The sequence below is a fragment of the Janthinobacterium sp. TND4EL3 genome (assembly GCF_900156175.1).
Taxonomy (GTDB): Bacteria; Pseudomonadota; Gammaproteobacteria; order Burkholderiales; family Burkholderiaceae_D; genus Janthinobacterium.
The window spans coordinates 77,382-91,581 of the sequence record NZ_FTMV01000015.1 but is presented as its reverse complement, the minus strand read 5'-3'; the positions used below and the strand labels follow the sequence as shown (position 1 = coordinate 91,581).

Sequence of the window (14,200 nt, the reverse complement as noted above, 5' to 3'; positions counted from 1 at the left end):
CCACAGGTTTTTCAACGCTGTGGCCATCGGAATGGGGATAGAACCGGCTGGTTCTGACTAGCTGCGCGCAGCAGTCCCCTCGCGTGGCCGTGCGCGCGGACACAGCGCGGTGGCGCTGGCGGCATGCTGGGAGGAGAAGGCGAAGGTCGTCATGGCGCAAATATCCCATATGCGGCGCAGGCCGTCAAGGCTGGCAGCGCTTGCGCAGTCCCAGCGCGGGATGGGCGCGGCTCTCGAAGATGATGTTGGAATACCAGCCGGCCGGATCGCCCTGCGTCGGCTTGCCCAGCGCGACCAGCCACGCGCCGCCGTCGAAGAAAGCCGTCGTTTCCTGGCCCCTGACAGGCGCGCGCAGATGCGCGGGTGCCTGCTGCACCGGCAAGCGCGCATATTTTTTGTCAAGGATGGCCAGCAGCCGCGCGTGCGCGGCTGGCGCATACGGCAGCAGATAATTGTATTCAACCACGGTGGCGTCGCTGGCCAGGGCCGTGACGGCAGCCATGGCCGCCAGCACCTCGCCATTGAACAGGCACAGGTCGCCGGCGCCATGCACGAGGCTTGTTACCGTGGCAGGCGGACAGCTGTCGCGCTCTTCGTCGATGCCCACGGGCGGCAAGGCGCGCAAGCGCGCCAGCAAGCTGTGGCCCGAGGTATCGGGAAAGCCGGGACAAGTGGGCGGCTGCGCCTGCGCCAGCTGCGCCCAGCATAGAAGAACCAGTGACCAGCGTTGCATGACCCGCTCCGCCGCTTACTTCTTCGCCTGCTCGATATGCGGCAGCAGCACCGTCAAGATGCCCAGCAGCGGCAGGTAGGAGCAGATTTTATACACGTAGGCGATGCCCGCCACGTCGGCCAGGTGGCCCATGGCCGCCGCCGCGATGCCGGACACGCCGAACATCAGGCCGAAGAAGATGCCCGCGATCATGCCCACCTTGCCCGGCACCAGCTCTTGCGCAAAGACAACGATGGCGGAAAAGGCGGAAGAAATGACGAATCCGATGATCACCGTCAATACAGCCGTCCAGAACAGGTCGACATACGGCAGCAGCAGGGTGAACGGCGCGGCGCCCAGGATGGAAATCCAGATCACGCGCTTGCGCCCGATACGGTCGCCGATGGGGCCGCCCATGAAGGTGCCGGCCGCCACGGCGGCGAGGAACAGGAACAGATAGAGCTGGGCATCGCCGAGCGAAAGGTGGAATTTGTCGATCAGATAAAAGGTGTAGTAGCTCGACAGGCTGGCCATATAGATGTATTTTGAAAACACCAGCAGGGCCAGCACGCCCAGCGCCCCCATTACCTTGTTGCGCGACAAGTTCGGGCCATGGCCGCCCGCCTTCGGCTTGAAGCTGGCCAGGTGGCCGCTGTACCAGCCGCTGACCTTGTACAGTATGCCGATGGCCAGCACGGCCAGCAGGCTGAACCAGGCGATATTGCCGTGGCCACGGTTCACGATGACGGCGGCCGCCAGCAGCGGCCCCAGGGCGGAACCGACGTTGCCGCCCACCTGGAACAGCGACTGGGCGAAACCATAGCGCCCGCCCGAGGCCATGCGCGCCACGCGCGACGCTTCCGGGTGGAAGGTCGAGGAGCCGACGCCGATCAGGCCCGAGGCGATCAAGAGCGTCGGGAAGGTGGAGACGACGGCCAGCATCAGCACGCCGGCCAGGGTAAAGCACATGCCGATCGGCAACAGGAATGGCAGCGGACGGCGGTCCGTGTACAGGCCGATCCACGGCTGCAGCAGCGATGCCGTGCACTGGAACGTCAGGGTTATAAGGCCGACCTGGGTAAAACTGAGTGAAAACTCGGCTTTCAGCATCGGATAAATCGAGGGCAACAGGGCCTGGATCAAGTCGTTGAGCAAATGCACGAAGGCGACGGCGCCCAGGATGTGCATGGCCAGGCCCGATTGCTGGTGTGGGGTGGAAATTGTGGTGGCCGCCGGCATGGTGCCGGGAGGTGGGGTGATGGTGTGCATGAATCTTCCGCAGTGATCGGGCGCCGCAGGCAGCCCGGCAAAGAAAGCAGTATAGTATGGCCACTGAACTACTAACTTCCAACAATCGTCGAGTAAGTGACATTCCACACCCGCTCGGCGCCACTTTTGCCGCCGCCACCATGTACACGACCCACCCCGCCCTGGCCGATGAGGACGGCATGCCCTTCAGCCGCAGCACCAATGCGCACGACTACCAGCACGTGGCGCGCCCCGTGACGGCCATGTCCAAGCAATATGAGGCGTCCGACTACACACCGCCGCACTGCCATGTGCGGGCGCAGTTGCTGTTTGCCACCGAAGGCGTGATGCGCGTGAGCACCGAGCACGGCGTGTGGATACTGCCGCCCCGCCGCGCCCTGCTGATACCGGTGGGTGTCGTGCATGAGTTGCAGATACTTAGCAAGCTGAGCATGCGCACCATATACATCGACGCGCAGGTGGCCGCCGTCTTCGGCCCCGCCTGCAAGGTGCTGGAAGTGAGCCGGCTGTTGCGCGAACTGATACTGGCCCTGCTGGCCGAACCGGTCGAGTACGCGCTCGATGGGCGCGGCGACTGGCTGGCGCACCTGATCCTGTCGGAGCTGGCGGCCGCCGATACCGTACCCATCGCCATTCCCTGGCCCCGCGACCGCCGGCTGGTGGCCGTCTGCTCGGCCATCATGGATGCGCCCGGCAGCCGGCGCAGCATCGAGGACTGGGCCCAGGATGCGGGGGCCAGCGCGCGTACCCTGATCCGCCTGTTCCCCAAGGAAACCGGCTTGCACTACCGGCAATGGCTGCAGCAAGTGCACCTGGCCGAGGCGTTCTGCCGCCTGGACCGGGGCGAAGGCGTGGCCGCCATCGCCTATGCACTCGGCTACGCCAGCCCCAGCGCCTTCAGCGCCATGTTCCGCCGCATCCTGGGACGTACGCCGCAACATTACCTGAGCGAGTGGCGCGGCGGCGACTGACGAAAAAAAGGCGATGTCACCGCCAGCGGTGGGAATGCTCCCACCGTTGCTTTCAATAACGCTTCTGGCGAGCGGATGCACCTGCGTCGAGGATCCAGCGCCATGCCAGGCAATTCGGCAGGCAGCGCGTCGCCACGCCGTGAATGGGCCGCAGCCAGGCGCAGGCGGCGGTGAGAAGCGTTGACGTTCTGTACATGGGGCGGCGCCCCGCACGCGGATGCCGGCGCGCAAGTTGACGGCCACGTGGCGAATGCCCGCTTGCGCAGCGAAGGCCCGGCAGGCGGCATGGCCATCGGTGACCAGCACGACATCATGATGCATGACCGGCAACAAACAGCGCTGGCGGCGGCGCAACTGGGCAAACTGCGCGGTAAAACGGATCCGGTTGGCTCGCCGCATGGAAGGCTCCGGCTTGTCTGGTATAGACAGTCAGACAGCCAGGGCAGCGCAAGATTTCCTGAACATCCCCTGTTTAACGGGGACAGAGCCCAAAAATAACGCAGCCCGCAGGCTGCGCTTTTAGCGGAGTGAGCAAGATTAGTTTTTCTCGCCGGAAATCAACCGGTAGGCCAGCGCGCCCAGCAGGGCGCCGATGATCGGTGCCAGCCAGAACAGCCACAGCTGGCTGGTGGCCCAGTCGCCCACGTACAGCGCCACGCCCGTGCTGCGGGCCGGATTGACGGAGGTATTCGTCACGGGGATGCTGATCAGGTGGATCAGGGTCAGGGCCAGGCCGATCGGCAGCGGCGCGAAGCCGGCCGGGGCGCGCTTGTCGGTGGCACCCAGGATGACGATCAGGAAGAACATCGTCAGCACGATTTCAATGACGAGCGCCGACAGCATCGAATAACCGCCTGGCGAATGGGCGCCGTAGCCGTTCGAGGCAAAGCCCTTGCTGACGTCGAAACCGGCCTGGCCGCTGGCGATCACATACAGCACGCCGCCGGCCACGATGGCGCCCAGCACTTGCGCTATGATATAAGGCAACAATTGATTCGCCGGGAAGCGGCCGCCTGCCCACAGGCCGATGGAAACGGCGGGATTCAGGTGGCAACCCGAGATGTGGCCGATGGCATAGGCCATGGTCAGCACCGTCAGGCCAAACGCCAGCGCCACGCCGGCAAAGCCGATGCCGAGGCCGGGAAAGGCGGCGGCAAGCACGGCGCTGCCGCAGCCGCCCAGCACCAGCCAGAACGTACCGAGAAACTCGGCTCCATACTGTTTCATGATGTATTCCTTCAAAGTGACGAGAAAACCTGCCAGGGATGACCGACTGCACTGCTCACCACCTTTGCCCGGGCCCGATGGGCACGGCAAAGGAAGGCATCGCTCCAACATTACAGCAGAGCGCAAATAATGACATAACGTCATTATCAAGGCAACATTATTATGTATAATAATGTTAATAGTTATCTTGACACCTAAAGGTTATTTTGATAATTTCCCTCGCGCTGGCCGGCGCATGTATTTTTGCGGCTGCTCCAGTGGCGCAAAGCCGAAGCCCGCATACAGGCCATGTGCATCATCGGTTCCCAGCATCCAGACGACATCGCGCAAGCGTTCATCTCCGAGCACGGCGGCTACCAGTTGCTTGCCATATCCCCTCCCTTGGCAGGCGGGCAACACGAAGACGTCGCGCAGGTAGGCAAAGTCCGTGTAGTCGGTGACGACCCTGGCGAAAGCGACTTGCTGGCCATCCACATAGCCGCCAAAGCACAGGGAATTCTCGATGCCCTTGCGTACCGTTTCCAGCGCCACGCCCCGTTTCCAGTACGCTTGTTCGCTCAGATAGCGGTGTATCATGGCCACGTCCAGTTCGCCGCGATCGGTGGAAATGCGCATGAGCATTAGTTCTTGATCAGCATGTCGGCTTCCGCAATGCTGGGCTCGCCGAAATAGACGGTACGCACGCCGCCCTTGTGATCGCTGCCCACGTACACGCCCGTCATGCTGCGCGCGGCCGGATCGTACAGAATGGCATAACGGTGGCCGCAATTGTGCGGTTCGCAGACGCTGGTCAGCAGGCGCGCCTTGCCATCGATCTCGACAGGCTTGAGCGGACTGGCCACGCCATCGGGCACCCAGCGTTGCCGCTTCAGCCCGGCTTTCTTGATGCCCACATTGAAGGCCTTGCGAAAGGCGTAGTCGGCCTTGTAGACATCGGGGAAATATGGGCAGGTGTGGCCGCCGTCGCAGCTTTGCGCCTGCTCAACGAGCGACAATTTGGGCGTACGCGCTTGCGCCGGCATGGTGGCCAGCGCCACGGCCGCGCCCATGAACAGTGGTAACAACAAACGTGCGGACATGACATCTCCTGTAAGCAAATGCGCACAGCATAGCAGAATGGCATGCCTGCCTTTCACACCGCATCAAGGCGAACAGCGGATGCCCACCACGCCGTTGACCTTGCCTTCCGGCCAGTCCGTCTCGCGCCAGCGGTACACGCCGGGCGCGACGATGATCAACTGCCACTCCACCAGCTTGCCATTCGCATTGAGGCGGGTTTCATTGTCATAGCGCAAAGTGAGGCTGCGTTCCGTTTCCGCCACCACGGTGGCGGCAAAGCGGTTGGTCTCGCCCAGCTTGCTTTTCCAGGTACGGTCATTGAAGATCGCCAGACGTGCATGATCATCAGACAGCTGCATGCGCGTAAAGTGCCGCGCCTGGTCGCACACGCTGTTGGCGTTGACGCTGTCGGACCAGCTGCCGGACAGCTGGGTGACATCAAAGGGAGTGGTCGCGGCGGTCACGGCCGCACTCAGCAGAAAAGTTGCAAGCATAGGATATCAACAGATCGCTAAAGAAAAGGAAAACAGCATGCTCAGCGCAGCGCCTCGGTAATGCTGGACGGCAATGCTGGCGTGCGCCGGTGCAAGGTTGCCTGCTCATACGCATACGCCATGGCAATGAGCTGCGTCTCGGCATGCATGGCGCCGATGAACGACAGCCCGACCGGCAAGCCGCGCACCATGCCTGCAGGCACGGTGATGTGCGGCTGGCCAGCGTGCGCCTGCGGCACGGCATGGCAAGTGGGGCCGACCAGCGCGTCGAGCCCATGGTCCTGCAGCCAGTCGCCGCAGGCGCCGGGCGCCGGCAGCGTGTCGACCAGTTCGGCCCCTTGCGCGCGCAATACCTGCAAGGCCAGTTCGATCACGGCATCGGTCTCGGTGCAGCGGCCAAACAGGCTGCGCGCCACGCCGATGCGGCGCCCTTGCAAGCCGGAACCATTCAGGACAAGCGCATCGGCCACGAGCTCGCCGTTCAACGCCGCCAGCAGCCAGGCCGCCTCGCGCACGCTGGGCGCCATCGGCCCGGTCGTGGCTTGCCCGGCGACGGCGGCCCGGCCCGTTGGCGCGATGGCGACCAGGCCGCAGGCGGACGCGGGCGCGACGATGGAGCCGTCCGCTTCGCTGTCGACGGCCAGGATGGTCAGGCCAGCCCAGCTGGCACTGGCATGCGGCACGCTGACGGCCGCCCACTGACGCAAGTTGCTTTTGCCGATGATGACGGCACCGGCCGCGCGCAGGCGCGCCGCGACAAAGGAATCGCAGCTGGCGCGCGTGGCCGACGGCGCCTGCGTGCGCGTCTTCATGCGGTCGCCCGTGGCAATACTGTCGCGCAAGACGATGGGGATGCCGTGCAAGGGCCCGCGCACCTTGTGCCCCTGGCGTTCCCGGTCCATTTCCAGGGCGATTTTCAGCGCATCGGGGTTGATTTCAATGCCGGCGTGGGCGCGCGCGCCCATGCTGCACAGCGAGCGGATGCGCGCCAGGTACTGCGACGTCAGGGCATGCGAGCTGAGCTTGCCAGCCTGCATCATCTGCTGCTGCGGCAGCACACCTGCGTCAAGCAGATGGGTCATGGGACTGGCCGGTGCCGTGGCGCGGGCCAGTACGGGCCGCGAAGCACGCGCCGGCACGGCCGAGACACCCCGGACTGGGCCATTGCGTAACGAGTGACTGCGCTGCATGGAGTCTCCAGGAAACTTCACTGTTTTTAACGCAACAGTGTGATAGCCGTAGCATAGCAGTCCTTGCAAGCTAATAGTTGTGACAAGGAATTATTTTTTAAGCAAAAAAAACGCTGCCCGAAGGCAGCGTTTCTTGATAATCGACAACTGGAGCAAGCCTGGCCGGCATTTGCCGGGCCACGCGTGCCGCGCAGCGCGGACATCGATTAGTTGCGCACGACACGCTTGTATTCGTTGGTGCGGGTGTCGATTTCGATGACATCATCTTGTGCCACGAACAGCGGCACTTGCACGGTGTGGCGGTGTGCGTCGATGGCGTTTTCGATCTTCGCTTCCTTCAGGACGTTACCCGAGGTGTTGCCCTTGACTGCAGGCTCCGAGTACACCACTTGACGGGCGATGGTCGTAGGCAGTTCCACGGAGATGGCCTTGCCGTCGTAGAAAATGGCTTCGCATTCCATGCCATCTTTCAGGTAGTTCAGCGCTTCGCCCAGGTTTTCTTCTTCGATTTCGTACTGGTTGTACTCGGCGTCCATGAAGACGAACAGCGGATCGGCGAAATAGGAGTACGTTACTGGCTTTTTATCCAGAACAACAACGTCGAACTTGTCGTCGCCGCGGAACACGTTTTCCATCGGGGTGTTCGTCAGAAGATTTTTCATCTTCCATTTGTAGGTGAAGCCCGTGCGGCTCGAACCGTTGACATCAGAACGCAACACGATCATTGGCTTGCTGTCGACCATGATGATATTGCCAACACGAATTTCTTTTGCGGGTTTCATAGGAATGTACGTAAAAAGTGGGTTGCATGAAGACCATCTGCCGCCTGGGTGCCATCAGCGCCGCAAGCTTGCGTTTGATCGGTTAAAAATACGTTAGAAATAACCGGGCATTTTACCTTAATTTTGAGCAAGCGCCTATCTCGTCGCGCCGGCGAACGCCAGCAAGTTACTTGCCAGATCACCATGGGTCCGCATCTGCCGCTCCCAGTCCTGCGCGCGCGCGACGATGCGCGGCAGATCGGCCTGCAATGCGGGCCACAGCCGCACCCACGGCAAGGCGTCCGCACTGGCGTCATTCCAGGCCAGCGCCGCCTGCACGAGGCTGTCGATGGCGCCGTCCGCGTCCACCGCATAGCGCTGCAGGAAGGCGCGCAATTTTACATGATGCAGGTTTTCATCCTGCGGATAGATATGCCAGAGAAAGGGCTTGCCCGCCCATTGCGCACGCACGAAGGAATCCTCGCCGCGCACGAAATTGACGTCGCAAGCCCACAGCAGGCGGTCGTAATCATCCTGCGGCACGAAGGGCAGGACGCGCACGGTCAGCGCGCCACGCGTGCGCGCCACCCCTGCTACCGCCGCATCGTCGCCGATAAATTCCTGAACGGCATCGAACGCGACGCCTTCCGGCACCAGGCAGACCACGGGCCCGCCTCCCGCCTGCCACGCGGCGAACAGCTCGGCCACGGGCGCGTGCGGATAGCAGAACAGCGACACCTTTAATGCCCCCACCTCTGCCGGCGTCACGCCGAGCTGCCCCAGGAAGGCCGACATGGCCCCCGCATCGGCCTGGAACGCCAGCCGCCGCTCGTCGAGTGCCGCTTCGCGCAGCAAGCCGCCCGTCTTATCGGTAAAACCGGGAAAGAAGAAATGCTTGATCATGCCGTGGCGCGGCGACGTCAGCGCATGGCAACCCTCGACCCACTCTTCCGCCGTCAAACCTTCCAGGTTCAGCCATACCGGATGCGGCACGCACTGCGCCATGGCGGCGATATAGCCGGGCGGAATGTCGCAGGCAAAGAACTCGATGACGATGTCGGCGATATCGGCGGGCGCAAACGCGCCATCCTGGCCGCGCCAGTGGCGGACCGTGACGCCCGCAGCCCGCTGCGCCTCGGCCGCCACGTCGATTTCGGGACAGATGCGCCGGAAACTGGGCAAATCATCGACCCACAGGGTGACGGCGACGCCATGCTCGCCGCTCAACTGCCGCGCCAAACGCCAGCAAATGCCGATATCGCCGTAGTTGTCGACGACTTTGCAGAAGATGGCAAGGGATGGTGCGCGATCGGTAGGTAATGGCATAGTCGACGGGAAGAGAAAAACATGGGCATGGCGGCCAATGACAAAAAAGCCGCACTGTTACCAGGCGGCTTTTTTGTTGGCTGATTCAGCCGGTCTGGCGTCCCCAAGGGGATTCGAACCCCTGTACTCACCGTGAAAGGGTGATGTCCTAGGCCTCTAGACGATGGGGACAGAAAATCTGTCCTGAATGCGCTGCTTTGCATCCCGACCTGTTACTTTACGTGCTGACTGCTTGCGAATCTGGCGTCCCCAAGGGGATTCGAACCCCTGTACTCACCGTGAAAGGGTGATGTCCTAGGCCTCTAGACGATGGGGACAGAAATCTGTCCTGAATGCACTACTTCGCATCCTGACCCGGTACTGCAGCAACCGCAGAAACAAAAAAAGCCTGACTTGTCAGGCCCATTCAGCTCTGCAATCTTACTTTACAACTAAATCCTGGCGTCCCCAAGGGGATTCGAACCCCTGTACTCACCGTGAAAGGGTGATGTCCTAGGCCTCTAGACGATGGGGACCTGTGCTGGCTTTACTCTCAGCGGACTCTTCGTTGAAGGCTTTGCCTAGCCCCTCAAAAAAGCGTGCGCGAAGTATAGCACGGGGCCATTCACAAAATCAACCGCAGGCGCATCTTATTTTCCATGGAAGAAACCGTTCCCGGCGGCAATTGCTCAATGTGCAATCGATCGGCTGCGCGGGCGAGGTACAGGTCCTCAGCAACAGCAGCCAGACCAGCAAAAGGAAAGCCTCTTGCCCCTCCCCCTTCGTTTGTACTGGCCCAACCCACGTCATACAAGGGTTGGGCGGCGGGAGGAGCTGAGCAAGCTTGACCCGCCGCCTTGACCATCAGTTCTTGTAATGGCTAAAGCGATAACCTTGGTCGAAGTATGCTGCCAATGCGACGATCACTCCGGAGCACGTGAGCATCAAGGCCACTGCGCTCGTATCACGAGTCGCAGACTGGGCAACCATTGACAACGCCCACAACGGGGCAATGCCGCCGGCAATGGCAGTGCCGATTTCACGCCCCGAACCGACGCCCGTCGAGCGGTTTTGTACGGCAAACTGGCGACTGAGGAAAGAGCCCTGTGGGGCGAACATCATCGGCGCCAGCACCCCGGTGCCGATGATCAGCGCCAGGTAAATCAGCCTGTTCTCGCCACTGTCGAGCAACTGCATGAACGGGTACGCGAACAATGCTGACAGCAGGCCGCCGACGATCAGCAGCTTCTTGCTGCTGAACTTGTCACACAGATAGCCGAAGAGCGGGACGGTAACGATTGCGACCAGACTGGCCAGTGTCACCGATAGCGATGTCACGCTGGCCGAAATGCCTTTGAACTGGGTCAGGTAGGCCAGCGAGAAGGTCTTGAAGACATAGCTCAGTGCGTTGTAACCGATGGCGACAAAGAACACGACGCCCAGGCCCTTAAGATTGGTTTTCCACAATTCGCGGAACGGCCTCTTCTGGCGATGGCTTTCCTCGAAGTGGTGATACTCTGGCGTTTCCGGCAGACTCCCACGCACCCAGAGGCCAACCAGTACCAGCACGAAACTGAGGATGAAGGGAATGCGCCAACCGCCGGCAAGCAAAAACTTGTCGCCATTGATGGTCAGCAGATAAACGGTCAGCGACGACAGCAACAGGCCAAGGTTCAGCCCCAATGCAGGCCACGCACCTTGTCGCCCCTTCTTGTTGTCGGCCGCATGCTCGTAGGAAGTTACCGCCGCCCCCGCCAGTTCAGCACCGGCGCCCAGGCCCTGCACAATACGGATCAGCACCAGGCACAAGGGCGCCCAAACGCCGATGCTGGCGTAGGAAGGGATCAGGCCAATGGCGGTCGTGCACAAGCCCATCATACAGAAAGTAACGAACAACATTTTCTTGCGCCCGTAGCGGTCGCCGAAGTAGCCGAAGAACAGCCCCCCGATCGGTCGCGCCACAAAGCCGATGGCGAAGGTGGCAAAGGCTTGCAGCGATGCATTCGCCGGGTCCGAGGTATCGAAGAAGACCTTACTGAAGACAATCGACGCCATCGTCGCGTAAAGATAAAAGTCATACCACTCCAGCATTGAGCCGACGATGGTCGCTGCCGCCACTTTGCGCAAACGACTTTTTGTCTGTGCCGGGGTTTCCTGTTCTGTTTTTTGAATGTTCAAAATGTCTCCTTCATGAATTAATTTTTTTCTTTTTCGCCTAGAGCGTTCGAGTTGGGGCCAGCTGGGGAGCGACAGACAACCGTACGTTGTCCGCTGCGCAAACTCAGCGCCGCATCACTTCACGCACAATGTATTCAGCAATGGCTAGCGACGATGTCGCCCCTGGTGACGGTGCATTGCGGATGTGGGTAATGTTGCCGTGTTGGCGAATCACGAAATCGTCAACCAGCGCACCATTGGCCTCCATGGCCTGGGCACGGATCCCACGAACCGCGGGAACAATACCGACCGAGGCAAGCGTCGGCACATAGCGCGCCGCCTCGCGGACAAAGCTCGCCTCGCTGACCACAGTCTTCAGTTCCCGAAGCGTCGCCGGCAGGTTACGGGCCGCAAACTTCCAAAAGCCGGGGTAGCTGGCAAAATTGAAGATGTCGGCCAGGTTCATGCTGCGGCCGTCATAGTTCTCGCGACCGAAGGATATGAAAGCATTCGGGCCGATCGTCATCTGTCCGTCGATACGCTTTGTGAAATGCACCCCGAGGAAAGGAAAGCGCGGGTCCGGCACCGGATAGATCAAGCCTTTGACATGCGACTTGAAAGCCTCGTCGATCACGTAATACTGGCCGAAGAACGGTACGATGCGTGGCGTGCCCTGATCGCCCGAACGCTCTGCCAGGCGATCTGACTGCAAACCCGCGCAGGCAATTGCCTGATCGAATACCGTATCGAAGACCTCTCCGTCTGCAAGTTCGACCCGTACTTCGCCGCCTTGCTCAAGCAGGCGCTCAACCGGCGAATTGAGACAAATGCGCCCGCCACGTTCCCTGATTTCATCGGCGATTCGGGCCGCAATTTGACCGTAACTGACAATCGCCGTTTTCGGTGAATGCAAGGCGCCCAGGCCGATGCAGTTGGGCTCGATTTCGCGCAGCTCATTTGAGCCGATCAGCCGCACGCCAGGCACACCGTTGGCCTGCGCTTTCCGATAAATCGCCTCCAGGCGAGGCAACTCTTCCTCTTGTAGCGCGACGACAACTTTGCCGCACTCGTCGTAGGGGATCGCATTGTCGCGGCAATAGTTGCCAATCAATTCGCCCCCGCGCCTGCAAAGTCGCGCCTTGAGCCCCCCCGGCTCATAGTACAGACCGGCATGGACCACACCCGAATTGTGGCTGGACTGATGACTGGCGACACTCGCCTCCTTTTCGAACAGCACCACCGTGGCGTCGGGAAAATCCAACAATAACTGACGTGCGACTGCGAGGCCATTTATCCCCCCGCCGATAACTGCATAACGCTTCTTGTTCATTGCGCCTCTCAAAAAAATAGCAAACTCGTCATTTCACTGCTACATGCATCACTTTGGCGAAGGGTGAAGGCCTGCACATGCCGCCCGCCCAACGCCTGGCACCGACGCGATTTGCCCTGTCAAGCATTTTTGATCAAGCACAATTTAGATAAAAGCGAAAAATTATGTACAATTAATTTCGAAAAAAGAGAACAAGTGATGTCCATGACTTTAAAGCAACTCGAAGCGTTCTACTGGGCCGCCACCTGCGCCAACTTTGCGATTGCCGCCGAACGCCTGCATTTGTCCGTATCGTCTCTCTCCAAGCGCATTTCAGAACTGGAGGAAGCGCTTGGCATCAATCTGTTCGACCGGAGTGGCCACCGCGCCGTACTCAGCGATGCAGGCCAGGCATTGCTGCCACGCGCGCTGGCGCTGCTCGATGACGCCGCCGCAATACGTACCGCCTTCGCACCCTCTGCCGGGCTAGTTGGCCGTTGCGCCTTTGGTGTTGGCGAACTCAGCGCGCTGACCTGGCTACCGCAGTTCATTGCGCAAGTCCGGGCACTGCATCCCAAATTGACGCTTGAACCCTATGTCGACGTGGGCTCAGTTCTGGAAAGCCGTGTTACCAAGGGCGAGCTCGATTTTGCGATCATTGCCGGACGCTCATCGCACCACGGCATCCTGTCGCAACCGGTCAGCCAAGCACAATTCATCTGGCTTGCCGCGCCAACCCTGGCTGTATCTGACAGCCCGCCTGGCTTACGTGGTGCCGCCGATTTACTTGGCGCTGGACAGCCCATCGTTGCCTTACCGCCTTCAGCTGGCACCACGCGACTGATTGATGACTGGCTGCTGGCTCACGGCATCGCTGCCGTTGAGCGCATAAGTTGCAATAATTGGGGGGCCATTGCCGGCATGCTGATTGCCTCTGTCGGGATCGGCATACTGCCCACTGGCTGGAGTCAAAAGCTGGTTAACCAGGGCCTGCTGCTCCCGCTCGCCGCCGCCGAAATGCCAGCGCCGGTAATCTATTCTTTTCAGTGGCGGCGCGGAGACAACCGCCCACTGCTCGACCAGCTACGCGGGCTTTCCACCCAATATGTCGACTTCACTGCCGATCTATCGCGACCGCTAGCGCGCTAACAGCTTGGCCACGCTCGCCGAAGGGTATGGCGAAATTGGCCCGGAAATAAAAAAAGCCGCCCGAGGCGACTTTGATTATCACGTGATTTCTGCGCTGTTGGTGGAGGTAAGCGGGAGCTAACCGCTGACCTCTTGCATGCCATGCAAGCGCGCTAACAGCTTAGCCATATTCCCCCGAGGGGTATGGCGGGAAGTGTTGCGGAAATAAAAAAAGCCGCCCGAGGCGACTTTGATCTATTTACTGCCTTACCTACCCGTTTCTGCGCTGTTGGTGGAGGTTGGCGGGGGCTAACCGCTGACCTCTTGCATGCCATGCAAGCGCGCTAACAGCTTAGCCATATTTCCCCCGAGGGGTATGGCGGGAAGTGTCGCGGAAATAAAAAAAGCCGCCCGAGGCGACTTTGATTATCACGTGATTTCTGCGCTGTTGGTGGAGGTTGGCGGGGGCTAAGCGCTGACCTCTTGCATGCCATGCAAGCGCGCTAACAGCTTAGCCATATTTCCCCCGAGGGGTATGGCGGGAAGTGTCGCGGAAATAAAAAAAGCCGCCCGAGGCGACTTTGATTATCACGTGATTTCTGCGCTGTTGGTGGAGGT

At 60.8% G+C, this 14,200-nt stretch carries 14 protein-coding genes, 3 tRNA genes and 1 pseudogene; 3 read left to right on the top strand and 15 right to left on the bottom strand.

Going from position 1 to position 14,200, the window contains the following annotated elements:
• Positions 1-184: 184 nt before the first annotated feature.
• Positions 185-733: a hypothetical protein gene (locus tag BXA07_RS21805; RefSeq protein WP_076570807.1), complete on the bottom strand. Its 549-nt coding sequence runs from the start codon at positions 731-733 to the stop codon at positions 185-187.
• Positions 734-748: 15 nt separating this feature from the next.
• Positions 749-1,900, bottom strand: coding sequence for an MFS transporter (locus BXA07_RS21800; RefSeq protein ID WP_212592350.1), 1,152 nt, complete (start codon positions 1,898-1,900; stop codon positions 749-751).
• 221 nt (positions 1,901-2,121) lie between these two features.
• Here BXA07_RS21800 and BXA07_RS21795 point away from each other — a divergent pair, with 221 nt between their 5' ends.
• The gene (locus BXA07_RS21795; protein ID WP_076570803.1) at positions 2,122-2,952 is read left to right on the top strand and encodes an AraC family transcriptional regulator; all 831 of its coding nucleotides are present in this window, start codon (positions 2,122-2,124) and stop codon (positions 2,950-2,952) included.
• Here the strand turns inward: BXA07_RS21795 and BXA07_RS30360 are convergent.
• A pseudogene (locus tag BXA07_RS30360) lies at positions 2,922-3,288 on the bottom strand (hypothetical protein); the annotation flags it as partial. The gene BXA07_RS21795 and the pseudogene BXA07_RS30360 overlap by 31 nt on opposite strands.
• Here BXA07_RS30360 and BXA07_RS30875 point away from each other — a divergent pair.
• Positions 3,238-3,450, top strand: a complete 213-nt coding sequence (locus BXA07_RS30875) for a hypothetical protein (RefSeq protein WP_170909706.1) — start codon at positions 3,238-3,240, stop codon at positions 3,448-3,450. The pseudogene BXA07_RS30360 and the gene BXA07_RS30875 sit on opposite strands and share 51 nt — an antisense overlap.
• A 39-nt stretch (positions 3,451-3,489) precedes the next feature.
• Here BXA07_RS30875 and aqpZ read toward each other — a convergent pair whose 3' ends face one another.
• From aqpZ to lhgO, 12 genes are all read right to left on the bottom strand, one after another.
• Positions 3,490-4,179, bottom strand: a complete 690-nt coding sequence (gene aqpZ / locus BXA07_RS21785) for an aquaporin Z (RefSeq protein WP_076570800.1) — start codon at positions 4,177-4,179, stop codon at positions 3,490-3,492.
• Between the two features lie 201 nt (positions 4,180-4,380).
• On the bottom strand, positions 4,381-4,794 hold the full coding sequence (locus BXA07_RS21780) for a GNAT family N-acetyltransferase (protein ID WP_244556354.1): 414 nt from the start codon (positions 4,792-4,794) through the stop codon (positions 4,381-4,383).
• 5 nt (positions 4,795-4,799) lie between these two features.
• Complete coding sequence (locus tag BXA07_RS21775) at positions 4,800-5,258, bottom strand: Ivy family c-type lysozyme inhibitor (RefSeq protein ID WP_076570797.1); 459 nt, start codon at positions 5,256-5,258, stop codon at positions 4,800-4,802.
• Positions 5,259-5,321: 63 nt separating this feature from the next.
• The gene (locus BXA07_RS21770) at positions 5,322-5,732 is read right to left on the bottom strand and encodes a hypothetical protein (protein ID WP_076570795.1); all 411 of its coding nucleotides are present in this window, start codon (positions 5,730-5,732) and stop codon (positions 5,322-5,324) included.
• 41 nt (positions 5,733-5,773) lie between these two features.
• On the bottom strand, positions 5,774-6,922 hold the full coding sequence (locus tag BXA07_RS21765) for an amidase family protein (protein WP_076570794.1): 1,149 nt from the start codon (positions 6,920-6,922) through the stop codon (positions 5,774-5,776).
• A 206-nt stretch (positions 6,923-7,128) separates the two neighbouring features.
• Positions 7,129-7,704, bottom strand: coding sequence for an elongation factor P (locus tag BXA07_RS21760; RefSeq protein WP_034778059.1), 576 nt, complete (start codon positions 7,702-7,704; stop codon positions 7,129-7,131).
• Positions 7,705-7,839: 135 nt separating this feature from the next.
• On the bottom strand, positions 7,840-9,009 hold the full coding sequence (earP, locus tag BXA07_RS21755; RefSeq protein ID WP_076570792.1) for an elongation factor P maturation arginine rhamnosyltransferase EarP: 1,170 nt from the start codon (positions 9,007-9,009) through the stop codon (positions 7,840-7,842).
• A 95-nt stretch (positions 9,010-9,104) separates the two neighbouring features.
• Positions 9,105-9,180: transfer RNA gene (locus BXA07_RS21750), tRNA-Glu, on the bottom strand.
• 70 nt (positions 9,181-9,250) lie between these two features.
• Positions 9,251-9,326 (bottom strand) — tRNA-Glu (locus BXA07_RS21745).
• A 122-nt stretch (positions 9,327-9,448) separates the two neighbouring features.
• Positions 9,449-9,524, bottom strand: a tRNA-Glu gene (locus tag BXA07_RS21740).
• A gap of 328 nt (positions 9,525-9,852) precedes the next feature.
• Entirely contained in the window at positions 9,853-11,166 is a 1,314-nt protein-coding gene (locus BXA07_RS21735) for an MFS transporter (RefSeq protein WP_244556353.1), read from the bottom strand.
• Positions 11,167-11,269: 103 nt separating this feature from the next.
• On the bottom strand, positions 11,270-12,475 hold the full coding sequence (gene lhgO, locus BXA07_RS21730) for an L-2-hydroxyglutarate oxidase (RefSeq protein WP_076570789.1): 1,206 nt from the start codon (positions 12,473-12,475) through the stop codon (positions 11,270-11,272).
• 204 nt (positions 12,476-12,679) lie between these two features.
• On the opposite strand from lhgO, the gene BXA07_RS21725 reads away from it, so the two are divergent.
• Positions 12,680-13,603 carry a LysR family transcriptional regulator gene (locus tag BXA07_RS21725; protein ID WP_076570951.1) on the top strand — a complete coding sequence of 308 codons (924 nt, stop codon included), beginning with the start codon at positions 12,680-12,682 and terminating at the stop codon, positions 13,601-13,603.
• Positions 13,604-14,200 lie beyond the last annotated feature (597 nt).

Bases quoted from the DNA above. Each gene is read 5' to 3' on its own strand.
- BXA07_RS21725 (WP_076570951.1), top strand. From the start codon at position 12,680: ATGACTTTAAAGCAACTCGAAGCGTTCTACTGGGCCGCCACCTGCGCC.
- BXA07_RS21800 (WP_212592350.1), bottom strand. From the start codon at position 1,900: ATGCACATCCTGGGCGCCGTCGCCTTCGTGCATTTGCTCAACGACTTG.
- BXA07_RS21765 (WP_076570794.1), bottom strand. From the start codon at position 6,922: ATGCAGCGCAGTCACTCGTTACGCAATGGCCCAGTCCGGGGTGTCTCG.
- earP (WP_076570792.1), bottom strand. From the start codon at position 9,009: ATGCCATTACCTACCGATCGCGCACCATCCCTTGCCATCTTCTGCAAA.
- BXA07_RS21805 (WP_076570807.1), bottom strand. From the start codon at position 733: ATGCAACGCTGGTCACTGGTTCTTCTATGCTGGGCGCAGCTGGCGCAG.
- lhgO (WP_076570789.1), bottom strand. From the start codon at position 12,475: ATGAACAAGAAGCGTTATGCAGTTATCGGCGGGGGGATAAATGGCCTC.
- BXA07_RS21780 (WP_244556354.1), bottom strand. From the start codon at position 4,794: ATGCGCATTTCCACCGATCGCGGCGAACTGGACGTGGCCATGATACAC.
- aqpZ (WP_076570800.1), bottom strand. From the start codon at position 4,179: ATGAAACAGTATGGAGCCGAGTTTCTCGGTACGTTCTGGCTGGTGCTG.
- BXA07_RS21770 (WP_076570795.1), bottom strand. From the start codon at position 5,732: ATGCTTGCAACTTTTCTGCTGAGTGCGGCCGTGACCGCCGCGACCACT.
- BXA07_RS21795 (WP_076570803.1), top strand. From the start codon at position 2,122: ATGTACACGACCCACCCCGCCCTGGCCGATGAGGACGGCATGCCCTTC.
- BXA07_RS21760 (WP_034778059.1), bottom strand. From the start codon at position 7,704: ATGAAACCCGCAAAAGAAATTCGTGTTGGCAATATCATCATGGTCGAC.
- BXA07_RS30875 (WP_170909706.1), top strand. From the start codon at position 3,238: ATGGCCATCGGTGACCAGCACGACATCATGATGCATGACCGGCAACAA.
- BXA07_RS21775 (WP_076570797.1), bottom strand. From the start codon at position 5,258: ATGTCCGCACGTTTGTTGTTACCACTGTTCATGGGCGCGGCCGTGGCG.